Source organism: Verrucomicrobiota bacterium JB022, from assembly GCA_030673845.1.
GTDB lineage: Bacteria > Verrucomicrobiota > Verrucomicrobiia > Opitutales > Oceanipulchritudinaceae > WOUP01.
Genome location: JAUTCQ010000016.1, coordinates 79,294 through 97,154 on the forward strand (window position 1 = coordinate 79,294; position 17,861 = coordinate 97,154).

Below are 17,861 nucleotides of genomic sequence, written 5' to 3' on the forward strand. Positions count from 1 at the left end.
GCGGTCCGTCACACTCAGATACCATGGAACCTGAAGCCTCCCGCCCGCCCATGAAATTTCCGCAATTGCTCGGGCTGATCGTGGCCGTTCACGCCGGCCTGATCGGTATCCTTTTCTTCCAGCCCGGCTGCCAATCGTCGTCGCAGGACGCTCCGCCACCGCGTAGCTCCCTGCCGCAGACGCAGCAGCCCGTGTCCGGCGTTCGCCCGGCTCCCACTTCGCAAGTTCAGCCGATGCAGGCCCAGCCGACGCCCACGCGCCAGCAGGTCGACCCGGCCTTCAACGCCAACCTGCCGACGAGTTCCGGCGCCAGCTATGGCACCAACACCGCCAGCTCGGGCAGCTCTTCCAGCCGCCTGGCCCCGCCGACGCGCCCCAACAACCCGGCGCCGACGCAAAGCACCGCCCCCGCGCCCAGCACGCCCAGCCGCTCCACCGGCTCGACGGCCGCCAATGAAGGCCGCCTGACCCCGCTGATCAACCCGGAGGTGGACCGCACGCCCTCCAGCTCGTCCAGCACCGCCAGCAGCCGCCCCGACTCGGCCCCGCGCACCTACGTGGTGAAAAAGGGCGACAGCCTGAGCCGCATCGCGACCCAGAACGGCACCACCGTCGCCGCCCTGCGTGCCGCCAACAACCTGAAGGGCGACGTGATCTTCCCCGACCAGGAGCTCTTCATCCCCGAAGAAGGCTCGACCGTCTCCACGGTGCCCTCACAGACCCAGGCCCGCCACGCGAACGAGCCCAAAAAGCAGCTCGCCAACGGCCAGGAATACACGATCCAGAAGGGTGACAGCCTGAGCCGTATCGCCAGCCGCCATGGCACCACGGTGGCCGCGATCAAGCGCGCCAACAACCTCACGAGCGACCTGATTCGTGCAGGCGACAAGCTCGTGATCCCCGCCGCTGGCTCCACCGCTTCCGCCGCGCCTGCGGCCAAGCCGGCCCCCAAGCCTGCCGCGATCCCGGCGCCAAGGCCCTCCGCCCCGGCCCAGACGACCACTTCCAGCCAACCCACCCGGATCCAGCCGGAGAGCAACCAGCCGCTCATCATCGGCGGTGGCACCACCACCGACAGCTCGTCGGACGCCGACGAAGATGCGCTGAGCGATCTGGAATTCGACGACCTGCCCCCGGTGCCGGTCCAGTCCGAAGAAGGCAACTAATCCTCCACCTTGATGCTCGCCAGCACCCGAGAGCCCACGCTTGAGCCCACCCGCATGAACCTGGTTCGTCGCGGCTGGGTGGAGCTGGTCATCGTGCTGCTGGTGGGCTGCCTCTGCTGGCTCGGCCTGCTGATGCTCTACAGCATCGGGCGCGGTGCCCGGCCGGGGCTGGAGATGTATTACTTCACCCGTCAGGCCATCTTCATGGGGGTGGCGCTGATGGGGATGCTGGTCGCGTGGCGGCTCAACCTGGAGCATTTGCGCAGCTTGGCCTGGCCGATTGCAGCCGCCGGGCTGTTACTGCTGGTGATCGTATTGATCCCCGGCATCGGCAAGCTGACCAATGGCGCGCGTCGCTGGATCATCGTCGGCCCGCTCACGCTGCAGGCGACGGATATAGCGAAGATTGCGCTGCTCTTTGCGCTGAGCCACTTCCTTGCCATCAACCAGCGCTACAGCGGCACTTTCCTGCGTGGCTTTGTGCTGCCCGGCATCATCATCGGGCTGCCAGTCGCCCTGATCTTTCTGGAGCCCGATTACGGGACGGCGGTGCTCTTTGCCGTCGTGGGCGGCATCCTGCTCTTCCTGGCAGGCGTGCGGCTTTACTACCTCATCCCGGCCGGGATCGGCGGCGCGGCGGCGGTGGCTTACCTCATTTCCCAAGACCCCGTGCGTCTGGCCCGCATCACCGCCTTCCTCGACGTGCAGGGTAACGCGGCCGACGGCACCTACCAGCTGCAGCAAGGCATCATCGGCTTTGGCGTGGGCGGGCTCGAAGGCGCAGGGCTGGGGCAGGGGCGCCAGCAGTTGTCCTTCCTCCCCGAGGCTCATACGGACTTTATTTTCCCGATCATCGGCGAAGAGCTGGGCCTGCTCGCGACCTGCCTGGTCGTCACCGGTTTTGCGCTTTTCTTCGCCCTCGTCACCACCCAGCTGCGGCGCGCGCCCAACCTCTTCCAGTTCCTGCTGGTGACGGGCGCGATGCTGTTCATCACCCTGCAGGCGCTGATCAATTTCGGCGTCTCCACGGGCCTGCTGCCCACCAAGGGCATGTCGCTGCCCATGATCAGCTACGGCGGTTCCAACCTGTTGGGTAACTTCATCCTCATCGGCCTCATCCTCAACTGCCTGCACGAGTGGCGACGCCCGCTCCGCAATGTGGCAGGGGAGGTGGCGAGCTGAGCCATGGCCAAGGCCTACATCGTATGCGGAGGCACTGGCGGACACCTGGCCCCGGGCATCGCGCTGGCGCAGCGTTGGAGGGCTCGCGGGCATAGCTGCCGTCTCGTCGTGAGCAACAAGGATGTCGACAGCCGGCTGGCCAAGCACTATCCGGATTTCGATTTCCTGCGCGCCCCCGGTCGCCCGTTTTCGTGGAACCCCTTGCGCCTGACGCGCTGCCTGTGGGCCTACACACGAGCCTTCGTCATTGCGGCTACGCTGCTCAAGCGCGACCGGCCCGATGTGGTGATCAGCTTTGGCGGCTTTCTGGGCCTGCCCTGGGCGCTGATGGCCAAGATGTGGGAGATCCCGCTGGTGCTGCACGAGGCCAACCGCGTGCCCGGGAAAGCCACCCGGATGCTTTCCGCCTTTGCCTGCCGCGTCTACCTGCCTGCCGGCGTGCGTCACCCGCGCGTGCCCAACCACCTGGTGCGCCCGCTGGGTCTGCCGTTGCGCGAAGAAGTGCAGCACATCAAAAAGGCGGAAGTGCGCGAGCGCTGGGGCATCCCGATCGGCGTCAAGCTGGTCGTCGTGCTCGGCGGCAGCCAGGGCGCGACCTCTCTCAACGACTGGGTGGAGGAGCACCGACACACCCTTATCAACGAAGGTATCTGGGTCATCTGCGTTACGGGCCCCAACAAGGGCGAAGCGCGCACGGCCGATTACGACTCGCCGGAGGGTTTCAAGGTCCGCTTCCAGTGGATCCCGTTTACGGACAAGATGGCGGAGCTGCTCTCGGTGGCCGACATCGCGATCACACGCGCCGGGGCTGGCACGTTGGCCGAGCTGGTGCGCTGCCTCACGCCCTCGATCCTGATCCCTTACCCGCACGCGGCGGACAACCACCAGGCGGCCAACGCCAAGTATCTGGAGCAGCGCGGCGGCGGCATCGTCGTCCCGCAAAACAAGCTCGATACCCTGCTGACGGAGGCGCTCGACCTTGTCTTCAACGACTGGCTGCTCGGGCGCATGCGCGAAAATCTGCGCCTGCTCGCCAGCGACGATGCGGGCCTCACGATGGTGCAAGATATCGAATTCATCCTCTCCGCCCGGCAGGTGGAGCAGGCCACGGCTTCTACCGGCTCTGCCACATGACCTCCAACCTTTCCCAGTCGCAGCCCCGCATCACCGTCCTCCACGGCGGCACTTCCGACGAGCGAGAAGTCTCCCTTGTTTCGGGCCGTGCTGTGGCCGACGCCCTGCGCGGGCTCTACGAGGTGGATCTGGTCGACTGGCGCGCTGATACGTTGCCGGAAGGGCTCGACCCCAAGCAGACCGTGATTTTCCCGGCCTTGCATGGTGGGGCAGGGGAAGACGGGCGCCTGCAGGCTCAGTTGGAGGCGCAAGGTTTTGCCTACGTGGGTAGCGACGCGGCTTCCAGCGCCTTGTGCATGGACAAGCAGCGCACCAAGGAGACGGTTTCGCGCGTAGGTGTGCCGATTGCCGCCGGCGTCGCCTGGCACACCAACGAAGGCCTCGACTTGGCCGACACGCTCGCCCGCCTCGGGCCAAAGCTCGTGATCAAGCCCCGCTTTGGCGGCAGCAGCATCGGGCTGGTGATGGTCAGCAACCTGGTCGAGCTGCAAGAGGCGGTCGAAACCCTGCCGGCGGGCGATTACGTGATCGAGGAGCGCATTGCCGGGCGCGAGCTTTCCATCGGCGTCCTGAACGGCGAACCGCTGGTGGTGGTCGAGATCGTGCCCCGCAGCGGCGTGTATGACTACCAGAGCAAATATACCGCCGGCGCCACCGAATACCGCTACCCGGCCGAGCTATCGGCCCCCGTTACGCAGCGCGTCCGCGCCTTGGCCAAGGCGGCCTTCCACTCGTGCCACTGTCGCGATGTCGCGCGGGTAGACTTCCTCCTGCGCGAAGATCAGCCCTACTTCCTGGAGGTCAACACCTTGCCGGGCCTCACGCCCACCAGCCTGCTGCCCAAGAGTGCCGCCGCGCACCTCGGCCTCGATTTTCCGACTCTCGTCAACCGTCTCCTGCAACCCGCGCTGCTGCGTTTTTCGCGGCAGGGCTCTGCCGAATAACGTCTCATGCCGCGCCTTACCGATCCCGCCTCCGACACCGTCGACGCCCGCAACTGGAGAACGCTCCAGCAGCAGAAGGCGCGTCGCAAGGTACGGCCGCAGACGGAAAAGGCCCGGATGCGCCGCCGCCTGCGCGCCATGCGCATCGCCGCCTACGCCTTCCTCGTGTGCGCGCTGTTGGGCGGCACGGCCTGGACGATCTGGTTTGCGGGCGAAAACTGGGCGGTCGTGACCAACCCGACGCCCAAGGGCACGCTCGATCACATCCAGGTGACGACCGATGGTGTGCTGACGCGCGATTGGGTCATCCGCCAGCTTGCACTGCCGGAAGACGTCAAGCCGCTCGACCTCGACCTGTTTGCGCTCAAGGCCACGCTTGAAGACCAGCCCCAGATTTCCGGCGCGGAGCTGCGCCTGGAGCTGCCCGGCACGCTCCATATCGATGTGCAGGAGCGCGAGCCGCTGTTGCGTGTGCGCACCCAATGGCCCGATGGCCGCTACGGCGTCGCCCTCATCGCGCGCGACGGCACCGTTTACGAAGGCTACAACTACTCCCGCGAGCGCCTGATGCGCCTGCCCGGGGCGACCGGAATCCCGCTCACCTCGACGGGGCCGGGCCGCTATGCGCCGGTCTACGGGATGGATGTGGTGGCCGAGTTCCTCGAAACCGCCGCCAACCGCACGCCCGAGCTGTGGCAGGACTGGCGCGCAATCTCGCTCGAACGCTTTTCCGGCGATGTGAATGCGCCCGACGCGCTCATTACCGTCTACGGCAACTACGTCAAGGAGTGGGTGTTCTCACCCTCCGGAGATTTTCCCTCGCAACTGGCGGCGGCGCGTCAGCTCTACCTCCGCGCCAAATCGAGCCGGGTCAACACCCTGGCTCTGGTCGACGTATCCTACCCGGAGCACGCCGTCGTCCGCCTGCCCTAATTACCACTTCCCTCTGTAAATTCCTATGTCTCTCCCGCGCAGCAAGATCATCGGTGCCGTCGAAATGGGCACCTCCAAGATCGTCGTCCTCGTCGGTGAAGTCCACCAAGGCCGCAGCCTGAACATCATCGGCATGGGCCAAACCAGCTCCAACGGGATCAGGAAAGGGGAGATCGTCGACATGCGCCAGGCCAGCGACGGCACGCATGCCGCCATCCTGCAGGCCGAGAAGCAGGCCGGCGCGCAGATCGAAGGCATCTACCTCTCGCTCAGCGGCAGCCACCTCCAAGGCTTTTCCAACCCCGGCATGGTCACCGTGGCCGACCCGGACAACTTTGTGACGCGCGACGACCTGCGCCGCGCCGCCGCCAACGCCAAGAGCAAGGCGCTGCCCCCCGGGCGCGTCTACATCCACCACGTGCGCAGCGGCTTCGTGCTCGACGGGCGCGAAGTGGGCGACCCCATCGGGATGCAGGGCCAGCGCCTCGAAGCGCGTTACTGGCACGTGCATGGTGACGAGCGAAAGGTGAGCGACGCCCTCCACGTGATCAACGGTTTCGGCATGGACGTGGACGATGTCGTGCTTTCCAGCATCGCCGCCGGCAGCATGGTGGCCACCGATGCAGAGAAGCAGGCGGGCGTGCTGGTGGTCGACATCGGTGCGGGCTCGACCGACTACGTGTTGTATCGTCACGGGCACATCGTACGCACGGGCACCCTCGCCGTGGGGGGCCAGCATATGTCCAACGATTTGAGCCTTGGACTGCGCCTGCCCGCGCAGGTGGCCGAGGCCCTGAAGCTCCGCGTAGGCCGTGCGATCTTCACCAAGGACGACCGCGAGACGACGACGATGGCTTTTAACGACATGTCGATCGGAGACCGCCCGATCCCCATGATCTCGATCTCCCGCATCCTGCATGCGCGCTGCGAAGAGATTTTCACGATCCTCAAGAACCGCCTCGGCAGCCAGGTGAGCCCCGCGCAACTCGCCGGTGGCGTCGTGCTGACGGGGGCCGCCACTCAGTTGCAAGGCCTGCCCGAGCTGGCGGAACACGTGCTGGGTGTCGACGTTCGGCGCGGGACCAACCCGGACTGGGTGGTGCACAAGGAGCTGCGCACCCCGGAATACAGCACTGTGCTCGGCCTGCTCAACTACGGCCTGCGCAACCAGCAGCGCCCTGCCGCCCCGGCGGAGACGCAAGTCCGCAAGCCGCGCCTGCTCACGATGGTGAGCCAACTCTTCAAATAAGCCTCCCGCTTTTTCGACCGATGAACAATTTCACTTCAGACAGCCCGCTGCAGTCGGCCGAACTCGACTCCCACGGCATCCGCGTCAAGATCGTCGGCGTGGGCGGCGCGGGGAACAACGCCGTCGACCGCCTGAAGATCGACCAGCTCGACCAGGTCGACCTGGCGGTGGTGAATACCGACACCAAGACCCTTTCCGTCTCGCCGATTGGCGAAAAGCTGATGATTGGCCGGGCGTTGACCCGTGGCATGAGCGCCGGAGGCGAAGCCGAGATCGGTCGCCAGGCTGCCGAGGCCGACCGCCGCCTGATCGAGCAGATGGTCAACGGCGTCGATCTGGTCTTTCTCCTCGCCGGTTTGGGTGGGGGTACGGGCAGCGGTGCCGCTCCGGTGGTGGCCGAGACGGCGGCAGCTTCGGGCGCGATCGTCATTGCCTTCGTCACCATGCCCTTCACCCGGGAGGGCAGCCGCCGCCAGCAACAGGCCGATGAGGCGCTGATCCGCCTGCGCGAGCACTGCCACGCCGTGATTTCGCTGCCCAACGACCTTTTGCTCCAGCAGATCGACGAGCAGGCTACCGTGATGGAAGCCTTCGCGCTGGCGGACGAGTGGATCAGCAAGGGCGTGCGTTCGATTTGGTCGATGCTTTTCCTGCAAGGCCTCATCAACGTCGATTTCGCCACCCTGCGCAGTGCCTTTACCTGCCGCGGGGGCAAGACGCTCTTCGGTACCGCCGAGGGGGCAGGGGAAGACGCCGTGGCGCAGGTGATCCGCAACCTCGACCTCTGCCCTCTGCTCCACTTGCCGGAAAACCGTTACCTGCGCAAGGCCGACCGCCTGATCGTGAACATCACCGGCGGCACCTCGCTTACCATGACGCAGGTGCACGAGATCCTGCAGTATGTGACGGATCGCTTTGGCAGCAAAGAACATACGGTGCTCGGCGCGGTGATCGACTCCGAGCTGGGCGACCAGCTTTCGCTCACCGTCATCGGCACCACCGATGTGGGCAGCCCCGCCAAGAGCAACCGCCGCTTTATCCCCGTGCCGGCCGCCAATGCCGCTGCACAGGCCCCGCAGGTGCGTGTGAAAGGGGAGAAGACCCCGCCGCCGGTGCAAGAGCCGGAGCCAGACCTTTTCAACCTGGTCGTGCCGCCAGAGCTGGATGAAAACGAAGTCGAGCCCTTTTCTCCGCACGACCCGGGTAAGCAGTCCGAATTCGATTTCCCCCGCCTGGAAGACAACCGCGGACTTTTCGAGCGCACCGAGGCCAACCTGTACGAAGGCGAAGATCTCGACATCCCCACCTATCTGCGGCGGGGCATCAAGATCGCGGTCGAGTCCCGCAAGGCCTAGCGTCGACCTTTTGCAAAGAGAGGATCCGTGAAGGATAGAAGCTCACCCGCTCTCGGGTGAGCTTTTCTTTTGGCGCACGCTACATCACGAGCAGCCCGATCAGGGCCAGCGTGCTCAGGATCAGCAGCACCACCAGCGCGCGCTTTTCCTGCTTGGTCAGCTCGAAGGGCATCTCGGGAGTGTGGGGCGCACATCGCTGGTTGGCGAGTTGGAAGCGGTTTGTTAACTATGTTAACTAAATCGGTAACATTTGATTAACATATTGCCTTCGCGGTTCTGTACCCTGAAAAGGGCTACGCATCATGAAAAAGCCTTTCATGCCCCTTACCTTGATCCCCCTGCTGGCGCTGCCGGTCTGGGCGGAAGAACCGGAAGTGTTCGAGCTGGCGCCGATCGCCGTCACGCCCAGCCTGACGGCCAACGAGACGCCGGCCAGCGGGTTTGAGCTACCCGTCACGCTCTTGCGCTACGAGACGCGGGTAGACGTGCAGTCGCGTGGTTTGGCCGAAACACAGGCCGATGTGTCGATCCGGGGTGGCATTTTTGAGAACACCAGCTTTACCCTCGGCGCGCTGCCGCTTTACGATCCGCAGACGGGGCACTACTTCGCCGAATTGCCGGTCGACCCGCACATGCTGCGTCGCCCGACCGTGATGACGGGGGTCGCGCACGCACTGGGCGGCTTCAACGCCACCAGCGGCACGGTCGCCTACCAATTTGCGCCCATCGACACCCGGGGTGAGTTGAGCCTCGGCTACACCTTGCCCGATGGGAACAGCCAGTCGCTCTACCAAGGCTATCGCCTGGAACAGCCCGTATTGGGTCGGCAACTGGCGGTCGATTTTGGCGCCGCGCGCAGCCTGGGGGACGGCACGGTCGATCGGGGAGACTACCAGATGGAGCGCCTCAGCGGTCGGGTGCAGCTACGCGGCGAGCAGGGGCAGACGGACGTCTTCGCTGCCTATATGGACAAGGAATACGGCTGGCCCAACATGTATACGGGTGGTCTCTACGGCACGGCTAACGAATACGACGCCTACGAGGTGTTCCTGACGGGCTTCAACCACCAGCAGCGTTACGGCGAGGGCAGCGAACTTGCCGTGGGTGGGTATTACCGCAGCCTGCTCGACGACTACGAATTCAACCGCGACGCTCCCAACAATGCGTTTGAGCACGAGACGCGGGTATGGGGTGGGGGCGTGCAAGGTCGCCATGTCTTTGGCCCGGCGTGGGCGCTGGTCTACAGTAGTTCGCTGCTGGCCGACACCTTGGAATCGACGGGGCTCACGCACGGCAAATTCATGAGCCGCACCTATTGGAGCGTCGACGCTGCCGCCGAATACAGCCATCACCTTTCGGCTGAGAGCGATTTGAGCCTGCTGGCAGGCACCAGCTATCTGGAGACCAATCGTGACAAGGGCACCGTTTCGCCGCTCGCCCGGGTGGCTTGGCAGCATCGGGGCGACCAACGCACCCAGCAGGTCTATGCCGAGGTGGCGGGGGACAGCCAGGTCATGGGTTATACCGCCCTCAACTCCAGTGAGACGGGCGGGCTCTTTCGGGGTAACCGCGCGCTGGGGCCCGTCCGCACCACCAATTACGAGTTCGGCTACCAGATCGACACCGAAACGCTTTCGGCCCGGGCCGCCATCTTTTACCGCACGGCGCAGGACTTTGTGGACTGGGTCTACATCACTGGCGGCACGGGGGCACGCTACGCCCGCGCCTTCGACGTGGATACGACCGGCGTTGAGCTGATGGCGACCCGCCGCTGGGAAGCTGCCAGCGCCACCCTCGGCTATGCCTATCTGGACAAGGATCCTGAGCTGGGTTCGCTGGAAGGCGGGTTCGATGCCTCGTTTTACGGCCTCAACTACGCCGAGCACCGGCTGACTCTCTCGGGCGTGTTGAACCTGCCGAGCTTCCTGGAATGGCGGGCCGATGTCGAAGCGCGCGAGCAGGAAGAAAACGCCCTGCGTCAGGATGGGGACCGTGCTCTGCTGATCTCGCTGGGCCTGACCTGGAACGTGCAATGGGTCGAACGACTTTCGCTCGACCTGGTGGTCGACAACGTTCTGAACACAAATTTTCAGGACCTGCCGGGAACCCCGGGGGAAGGCCGCTCAGGCAGCCTGCGTGCGATCTACCGCTGGTAAGATTTTTCCGCTCAGGGCATCCTCAAGCAAATGATGGGCCCCACGCCTGTTATGGTGTGGGGTTCTTCTTGTGCTATCTAAAGGTGCACAAAAAAGCCCGTTGCTTTTGGGCAACGGGCCGTAAAGTCATTGAAACCTGAAGGCAGCTTAGCTCTGAATGCCTTCGAGGGTCGAAGGAAGGTCGATCGGGTCGATATCGTCAGGGCCGTCACCTTCGGGATCCAGAGGCCCTTCCACGTCGGTGCCACCACCGGTTTCTTCGGTGGGAACCGGATCGGGTTCGATGTCAGGCAGGCGTTCGATTGCTTGCGCTTCGGTCAGGTTCGCGTCCGGCGCGGCATTGCGGGCAAAAGTTTCGGCGTTCTGGCGGCCAGTGGTGCCGGCGCTGCTTTGGGCGGCTGCGGCGGTGTTGGCGATCTTGGCCAGGATCTCGGCGCGCGTCTGCACGTTGGATTCACCCGAGGTGGCGGCGGCCGTGGCAGCCTTGACGGCGACGGTGGCCTTTTCCGGGCTGTAAACGGCGACGGAGGCAGCAATTTGGGCGGCGAGACTCGGGTTTGCGTTGACCGCATTGATGATGGCGGTGCGCAGTTGAGCGTCGGAAGCGGTCTCGATCGTGACGCCGGACGGCAGTTGGGCAGTCACAAGGGCACGAAGCGAGGATGCTGTCGGGGTCGAAGATTGCGTGGTGGTGGTGCCTTGGGCGGAGACCGAGACCACGGTGATCGGAGCCAGCGAAGCGATCAGAAGTGCGATCAGTTGCGTTTGAAGTTTCATAGCGTCCAAGAGAGGATGGTTAAGAGGATCAAATGATGGGAATATGGAGAATCCTCGGGATGACAAACCTTTTCTGTGCTGCCAACGTGGCCAAGTCTAACTAAAAGGCAAGAATTCTCCTGGTTTTACAACTCATTTAAGGTGTCGGACTTGCCGGAAAGCTGGGTCCATCCCAGTGCCTCCATGCGCAGGTACAGCTGTCGGCTGGTCCATGCATCGGTGGCGGCGTAGGTCAGCTGGCTTTCGCTCAGGTCGGGCCGAGCCCAGTTGGAGACTTGCGCGCCTTTGGAGATGCGGAAGCCCAACAGGAGGGCGGTCAGGCTACGCAGGCCCGTATTGACGATGCCGGCTGCCTGGCTGATGTCGGCCAGCTCGATGAAGCCCGCGGGCTTGAATTCGTAGTGCTCGCGCAGCTTGCGCACGTCGTCGTGGATCGCCACGCCCACTTTCTTGATCGCGGGATTGGAAAGCAGATCGAGCACGGGCTGGAGCTCGGTGAGCTGCAGGAGCTGGAAGAGGTAGATTTCTTCGGGGCCGCCCAGTTGGAGGACGGCAGGGGGGTAGTTCTGGCCGCGCTTGAAAGAAGGGCGGCTCTCGGTGTCGAAACCGAGGAGGGACTGGTGGGAAAGGGCTTCGGCTGCGGCGGCAACCTCCTCGTCGCGGCTGATGAGGCGGATGGGGCCTTCGTAGCGCCCGAGCGGCAGATCGTTGATCTGATCTTTGGAAATCGTGCTCGCGATCTGGTGGCTTATGGTAGCGGGTTCACTCACAACGGCTTTAACTTCGACTATTCGTGCGTTGGGCTTAACCTTACTCCCGGCAAGTTCCTTTCTGCAAACTCTTTTTCCGTTCTGCTTCAGCCTGCGAGGTAGGGTGTCAGGCGGTCTCGCAGTGCATCGGGCAGGATGGACGGGGCGATCCCCAGGCTGCCCGGCTCCCGACGGGCATAGACGGTCGTGTATTGCCCCACCGCGTGGACGGCCTCTCCTCGGCGCAAAGTGAATTCCCAGCGCAGGGCCGAGGAGCGCATCTCCAAAAGGCGGGCCTCGATGGTAAAAACATCGTCGAAATAGAGCGGTCGTCGGTAGTCGCACTGCACCGCGCGCTTCGGGAAGCCCGCCAGCGCTTCGCCTCCCCGGAAGACCGGCCAGTCGATGCGGCGAAAGAGCGCGGCCTCGGCTTCTTCCATGTAGCGAAAGAAGTTACTGAAGTGCACGAGCCCGGCCGCATCGGTCTCTGCAAAGGCCACACGGCGCTCATGGACAAAGGTTTCCGGCATGCACCCCAAGGTGGCGGGTGTGGGTGTTTTGGCAAGCCGCATGCGCAGGGGGTGGAGATTCGCGCTTGCTCGGATGTCCCTGAGCCCTTCAAGATGATCGGTTCATGACTGCGCGTCGCGCCATCCGCCGTCACTACACGCGAGCCGCCCTCCAGCGCTGGCTGGAGCGTCTGGCTGTGCCCTGGGAGCAATACTTCGAGCGTCACGAGCTGCAGCTGGGGCGCGAATGGTATCGCAGCGGCGTCCTGCAATCGGTCGAACTGGAGCCGGAGCTGGCCGTCGTCTCCCGCAAGCACGACCGGACGCCTACTTACGCCACCCTGGAGTGGGATGCCGAGCGCCTGCGGGTGCGCGCCTCGCACGAAGATGCGATGCAGGGCCGGGCCCTGGCCGTGGCGGGGCTTTACGAGATCGAAGAGCTGGTGGGCGACGAGCTGACCCCGCTGCCGGAGAAGCTCGACGACGCGGAGCCGGAGGATGACGAAGAGACGGCTCCGGCCGATGTCAACCGGCGTTCCTCCTTGCAAGCCCCGGAGCCCGCAGGCCCTCCGCCGGTGGAGCTCGACTGGAGCCTCACGCCCAAGGGCCTGCGCCTGCGTGCCTTCTGGCGCGAAGGGCTCGATGGGCCGCGACGCCCGATCAATGGCGAGGCGGTGCTCGACCGCCCGGCGCGGGAGGCTTTGATCCGCTTGACCGCGAAGGTGCACCAAAGCTCCCTTCAGCCCCGCAAGCACGGCGAGTTTGTGCTCGAAGATTCGGACCGACTGGTCGATTTCGTGCGCGTGGAGCTGCCGCGCTGGCAGGAAGCCTTCCCCTCGCAAGTTTCGCCCGAAGTCGAGCGGCTCGCGCGTGGGGTGCAGGTGGTGCGCGGCTGGCTGGAGGCTCACATCGAGCAGGGCGAGGTGCGGCTGGGCTGGCAACTGCGCGTGCAGGGCAAGGTGCTGCCCGAAGATGTTTTGCGCCGCCTGCTGGCCCGCCCGAACCAGGTGCTGGTGCACGCCGAGTGGGGGCTACTGGCTTGGCCTTCGTCCTGGCAGGGCTGGTTGACCGGCGGGGTGGCGGCCGAGGCGCTGAAGGGTAACCGCCCGTGCCCGCGCTACCTCCTGCGCGCCTTGCTCGACCAGAGCCCCTTCCGCGTGGAGCTGGGGGGCGAGCTGCACGAGTGGGAGGCGCTGGTGCGCGGAGGCCCGCAAGAGCTGGAAGGCTTGCCGCCGGAGCTGCGCGATTACCAGAAGCAAGGCGTCGAATGGCTCCACCACGTGTTGCAGGTAGGCGGGCATCCGCTGCTGGCCGACGAGATGGGCCTCGGCAAGACGCTCCAGACCCTTTGCCTCCTACAGCGGATCTGGGCGCAACAGCCGTCTCCGCTGCTCGTGGTGGCCCCGGCCAGCGTCGTGCCCGTATGGCAACGCGAAGCCCAGCGCTGGTTCCCGGAACTGCCGGTGCGCATTGTCGATCGCCAGTTGCGCGAGGCATTTGCCGAAGAGCCAGCGTTGTATCTTTCGAGCTACGCCCAGGTCCGCCGGCGCAAGGCGTGGTTTACCCAAGGGCGTTGGCAGACGGTCGTGCTCGATGAGGCTCATACGATCAAGAACCCGGGGGCGAAAGTCACCCAGGCCTGCTGGGATCTGAAGGCCGATCAACGCCTCGCGCTGACAGGTACCCCGGTGGAAAACCGGCCTCTCGACCTGTGGTCGATCATGCGCTACCTCATGCCGGGCCTGCTCGGCAGTGCCCAGCGCTGGGAAGAGGGCGCGGCGACGGCGGGAGACACCACGGCAGTGGCCGAACTACGGCAGCGCTGCGAGCCCTTTATGCTGCGGCGGACGAAAGACCGCGTGGCGCAAGAGCTGCCGCCCAAGACCGAGATGGTCGAATGGTGCCCGCTCACGCCCAGCCAGCGCCACCTCTACCAGCAGCTGACCGAAGGCAACACGGTCAATGCGGAAGGTGGATGGTCGCAAGGGCGCATGCAGGTGCTCAGCCTGCTGACGCGCCTGCGTCAGGTCTGTTGCGATCCTTCGCTCTTGCCGGGCGAAAAGCACGCGTGGGCGCACAGCGCCAAGATCGTGCGCCTGCTCGAACTCTTGGAGCCGGTGGTCGCCAGCGGCCACAAGGTGGTCATCTTCAGCCAGTTCACGCAGTTGCTCGACCGCGTGGGCAAGGCGCTGGGGGCCGAGTTGCCCAACCTGCGCCAGTTCGAGCTGACGGGCCAGACGCGCAAGCGGGGCCAGCTGGTGGAAGACTTCCAGGAGCACGCGGGCGCGGCCGCCTTCCTCGTCAGCCTCAAGGCCGGTGGGGTGGGGATTACGCTGCACGCGGCCGATTACGTGTTTCTGCTCGACCCGTGGTGGAACCCTGCCGTGGAGGCGCAAGCGATCGACCGTGTCCACCGCATCGGCCAGGAGCGCCCGGTGATGGTTTACCGCCTGGTGACGCGTGGCACTGTAGAGGAGCGGGTGGAAGAGCTGAAGCAACAGAAGTCGGCCCTTCTGGCCGAGATCGTCGACGACGTGTCGGGGCCGGCGGCGCTCGAGCGTGAATTCGACTCGTTGTTGGAGCTGATTCGCTACCGCGTAACGGCCGACTAAGGGGTTTAGCCCGGTTGCGACGCCCTTGTTTAGGGGGACGTTCAAAAAAATCACCAAAAATTCTTAAAAGTACTTTACACGTGTCGTGGCATTTAAGATACTACGATGAGCAAAGCAGACTCTGCTTTCTCCTACTACTCATAGCATCCTTATAGTTCCCCCCAATCCCTAAAAGACCCGTCTTGCACCCACAAGGCGGGTCTTTTGCTACTCTCCCTTGAAGTAGAGGGAACCGCAGGCCTTGCGTCGCGATCTTCCGCAGTTTGTGACAATCGTACGCAAATCCTTGGTTAAGGTTTGCTTCACCCGTTTTCTGTCCGATATTCAAAGTAAAGTCCGTAAAATGCGTCGTTTCTATCACAGTGAATTAGAGTCCTTTCGCAGCAAGCTCGTGCTGATGGGTGAAAGGGCCATCGAGCAAACCCGTCTCTCCCTCAAGGCTTTGACGGAGCAAGACCCCGCTTTGGCTCGACGTTCGCTTGAACTCGACGACGAAGTGGACGAGCTGGAGAAGGACATCGACAACGAGGGGATTCGCTACATTTCGCTGCGTTCGCCCGTCGCTTCGGACTTGCGGCTCATCACCACGGGCATGAAGGCCGGGCACGACCTCGAGCGCGTGGGAGACGAAGCCTGCACCATCGCCAAGCGCACTCTGCGCGTGCTCAACCAGGCCCCGACGCCGCCTCTTTTCCTCATCCCCCAACTCGGGGAGCTCGCGCTCGAAATGCTGCGCGACTCGATCGACTGCTTCCTGACTGAGAATACGGAGAAGGCCGCTCTGATCCCGGGCCGCGACGGTGAAGCCGACGCCATGCACCGCGACATCTACCAGTCGTGCGCGCAGTGGATGGCCAAGAACCCCACGCAGGTAAATACCGCGCTCGACCTCGTCTTTGTGGCCAAATCGCTGGAGCGTATCGCCGACCACGCGACCAACCTGGCCGAAGAGGTGATCTACCTCTACCGCGCTCAGGACCTGCGCCACAACGAAGACATGAAGCGCCAAAAGCGTCAGCACCGCGACGAAGTGGCCTCCAACCTGTAGGCGCTCTACAAACCGATTTTTCCAAGGCGTGCCGGGACCCGATCCCGCACGCTTTTTCTTTTTATTTACGGATCGCGAAACGGCTGAAGGCGAGGCCCGGCAGGCAGATGCCGACCACCAGCGGCCAGGCGTAGAGCGGCACTTGGGTTGCCAGCAGGAGGCATCCGGCACCGCCCGCCAGCGCGAACCACGGCAGGCGGCGGCGCTGTTGCCAGCTATGGCCGATGCACACCAGATTAGTCAGCCCGTAATAAAGCAGGACGGCGGCGGCACTTTGAGCCCAGGCCAGGCGTACATCGCCCCACGGGATCAGGAGCAGCAAGGCGAGGGCTACCGCCAGGATCGCCCGGCGCGGCTCGTGGCGCGCGTCCAGTTCGGCCAGCCCGGCAGGCAGGTCGCGGTGGCGCGCCATGGCCAGCACCACCCGGCTGAGGCCGAGGATCAGGTTGAGCAGCACCCCGCCCACCGCACAAAGCAGGCCGAGCGTGAGCGCTCCGACTTGCCAGACGGGTAGGTCGGCACTCAACGCCAACTCCGGCAAGGGCAGGGCATGGTCGCCCGCCGCCAGCCCGTAGCGCGGGGTGGCCCAGACCAGCGCGCCGTAGAGCAGAGCCGTCGTCACCACGGTGAGGAGGACTGCCTGCGGGATGTTGCGCTGCGGCTCGCGAATTTCTTCCCCCAAGGTGGCGATGCGGCCATAGCCGGTGAAAGCCACGAAGATCAGCGCCGCCAAGGTCAACCCGGAGATGGGTTCGAAGGTGGCCGCCGGGCTGGCGTCGACAAAGACCCCATGGGTGGCCCATAGCCCCAATCCGATGATCCCGACTGCTACCAGCACGAGATTCACGACCGCCGTACGCCGCAGCCCGACCAGGATCAATGCCGTCCAGATGACCACCGCCAGCATCGCGAGCGCACCGGAGGCGGCCGGATGGGGCAGGCCGGCCATCGCCGCGAGGCTCTTGGCGGCGGCTACGGCAGTGAGAGACTTGGCGATGAGGAAGAGCCAGCCTGCGAGTTGGCCTACCAGAGGCGTCGCAAAGGCACGCCCGTAGGCGTATGTGCCGCCAGCTACCGGGTGGGCGGCGGCAAGTCGGGCGCTCGACAGCCCGTTGCACCACGCGACGAGGGCTGCCACGGCCAGCGCGGCGAAAACGGTCGCCGGTGCGTGCCGCAAAGCCAGATCGGGGATGACGACGTAGGCACCTGTGCCGAGCATGGCACCAAGCCCCAGCAGAACGGCTCCGGGCAGGCCCACGGTCCGCTGCAGAGGGGAAGCCATACGCGTGGGCAGCAGCGGGGAGAGGACTTAGACGTCTTGCACGTAGAGCAAGACGAGCGACACGTTGTCGGGAGCGCCTGCTTCGAGGGCGTCTTCGATCAGGCTGCGGCCAGCGGCTTCGGGCGAGAGGTGGGCCTCGATCGAGTTGAGGATCTGCTTGTGGGTGAGCACCTTGGTCAGCCCGTCGGTGCTGAGCAGGATGCGGTCGCCCTTTTGCAGCACCTCTTCGCAGGTAAAGACTTCCACCGCGTCCTTTTGCCCGATGCAGCGGGTCAGCGTGTGGAAAAAGTAATCCGGGATTTCGTCCCAATGCTTGCCCATGCGGGCCTGCAGCTCTGCGGCGAGCGTATGCTCCTCCGTCAGTTGCGAAAGGTAGCCGCGGCGGATGAGGTAGACGGCTGAGTCGCCCACGTGGCCACAGTGCAGGGTATTGCCGAGCAGGCGGATGCTGGTGAGGGTGCTGCCAATGCCCACGTTGGGGTGAAGGCGCTGCCCTTCGGCGTAGACGACTTCGTTGATGCGCTCGAATATCTCCGGGAATTCGATCTTGTCGCCCACGAGGTGTTCGCGTGCCCAGTCTTCCAGGTTGCGCACCGTCATTTCGGCGGCGAGGCTGCCGCCGGGGAGCCCTCCCAGGCCGTCGGCGACGGCGTAGACCTGCAGGTCGTCCTTCAGGAGGATGCGGTCTTCGTTTTGGGCGCGGACGTGACCGATGTCGGAGATGCCAAAGGAGGTGAGCTTCATGCTGCTTTCACCGTCATAAAC

Annotated in this window: 15 protein-coding genes; 10 read left to right on the forward strand and 5 right to left on the reverse strand. The window is 64.6% G+C overall.

Annotation, left to right across the window (positions count from 1 at the left end; genetic code table 11):
• The first annotated feature begins 23 nt into the window (after positions 1–23).
• From Q7P63_12570 to Q7P63_12605, 8 genes are all read left to right on the forward strand, one after another.
• Entirely contained in the window at positions 24–1,166 is a 1,143-nt protein-coding gene (locus Q7P63_12570; protein MDP0500920.1) for a LysM peptidoglycan-binding domain-containing protein, read from the forward strand.
• Positions 1,167–1,220: 54 nt separating this feature from the next.
• Positions 1,221–2,348, forward strand: a complete 1,128-nt coding sequence (locus tag Q7P63_12575) for a putative peptidoglycan glycosyltransferase FtsW (protein ID MDP0500921.1) — start codon at positions 1,221–1,223, stop codon at positions 2,346–2,348.
• Between the two features lie 3 nt (positions 2,349–2,351).
• Positions 2,352–3,482: a UDP-N-acetylglucosamine--N-acetylmuramyl-(pentapeptide) pyrophosphoryl-undecaprenol N-acetylglucosamine transferase gene (locus Q7P63_12580; GenBank protein ID MDP0500922.1), complete on the forward strand. Its 1,131-nt coding sequence runs from the start codon at positions 2,352–2,354 to the stop codon at positions 3,480–3,482.
• Complete coding sequence (locus Q7P63_12585; protein ID MDP0500923.1) at positions 3,479–4,426, forward strand: D-alanine--D-alanine ligase; 948 nt, start codon at positions 3,479–3,481, stop codon at positions 4,424–4,426. The genes Q7P63_12580 and Q7P63_12585 overlap by 4 nt, the downstream gene beginning before the upstream one ends.
• A gap of 6 nt (positions 4,427–4,432) precedes the next feature.
• A complete protein-coding gene (locus Q7P63_12590) occupies positions 4,433–5,359 on the forward strand; it encodes an FtsQ-type POTRA domain-containing protein (protein MDP0500924.1) in 927 nt (308 codons plus the stop codon).
• Positions 5,360–5,384: 25 nt separating this feature from the next.
• Entirely contained in the window at positions 5,385–6,608 is a 1,224-nt protein-coding gene (ftsA, locus tag Q7P63_12595) for a cell division protein FtsA (GenBank protein ID MDP0500925.1), read from the forward strand.
• Positions 6,609–6,628: 20 nt separating this feature from the next.
• Positions 6,629–7,963: a cell division protein FtsZ gene (locus tag Q7P63_12600; protein ID MDP0500926.1), complete on the forward strand. Its 1,335-nt coding sequence runs from the start codon at positions 6,629–6,631 to the stop codon at positions 7,961–7,963.
• Between the two features lie 302 nt (positions 7,964–8,265).
• Positions 8,266–10,119 carry a TonB-dependent receptor gene (locus tag Q7P63_12605; GenBank protein ID MDP0500927.1) on the forward strand — a complete coding sequence of 618 codons (1,854 nt, stop codon included), beginning with the start codon at positions 8,266–8,268 and terminating at the stop codon, positions 10,117–10,119.
• A 147-nt stretch (positions 10,120–10,266) separates the two neighbouring features.
• On the opposite strand, the gene Q7P63_12610 is transcribed toward Q7P63_12605, so the two are convergent.
• The 3 genes from Q7P63_12610 to Q7P63_12620 all read right to left on the reverse strand — a co-directional run bounded on the left by Q7P63_12610 (position 10,267) and on the right by Q7P63_12620 (position 12,175).
• A complete protein-coding gene (locus Q7P63_12610; GenBank protein ID MDP0500928.1) occupies positions 10,267–10,896 on the reverse strand; it encodes a hypothetical protein in 630 nt (209 codons plus the stop codon).
• A 125-nt stretch (positions 10,897–11,021) separates the two neighbouring features.
• A complete protein-coding gene (locus Q7P63_12615; protein MDP0500929.1) occupies positions 11,022–11,666 on the reverse strand; it encodes a 3'-5' exonuclease in 645 nt (214 codons plus the stop codon).
• An 86-nt stretch (positions 11,667–11,752) separates the two neighbouring features.
• Positions 11,753–12,175, reverse strand: coding sequence for a thioesterase family protein (locus Q7P63_12620; protein ID MDP0500930.1), 423 nt, complete (start codon positions 12,173–12,175; stop codon positions 11,753–11,755).
• 104 nt (positions 12,176–12,279) lie between these two features.
• On the opposite strand from Q7P63_12620, the gene Q7P63_12625 reads away from it, so the two are divergent.
• Both Q7P63_12625 and phoU read left to right on the forward strand, forming a co-directional pair.
• A complete protein-coding gene (locus Q7P63_12625; GenBank protein MDP0500931.1) occupies positions 12,280–14,766 on the forward strand; it encodes a DEAD/DEAH box helicase in 2,487 nt (828 codons plus the stop codon).
• Between the two features lie 343 nt (positions 14,767–15,109).
• Positions 15,110–15,814: a phosphate signaling complex protein PhoU gene (gene phoU / locus Q7P63_12630; GenBank protein ID MDP0500932.1), complete on the forward strand. Its 705-nt coding sequence runs from the start codon at positions 15,110–15,112 to the stop codon at positions 15,812–15,814.
• A gap of 61 nt (positions 15,815–15,875) precedes the next feature.
• On the opposite strand, the gene Q7P63_12635 is transcribed toward phoU, so the two are convergent.
• The gene (locus Q7P63_12635) at positions 15,876–17,096 is read right to left on the reverse strand and encodes an APC family permease (protein ID MDP0500933.1); all 1,221 of its coding nucleotides are present in this window, start codon (positions 17,094–17,096) and stop codon (positions 15,876–15,878) included.
• Between the two features lie 27 nt (positions 17,097–17,123).
• Entirely contained in the window at positions 17,124–17,840 is a 717-nt protein-coding gene (locus tag Q7P63_12640) for a serine/threonine-protein phosphatase (GenBank protein MDP0500934.1), read from the reverse strand.
• Between the last annotated feature and the right edge of the window lie 21 nt (positions 17,841–17,861).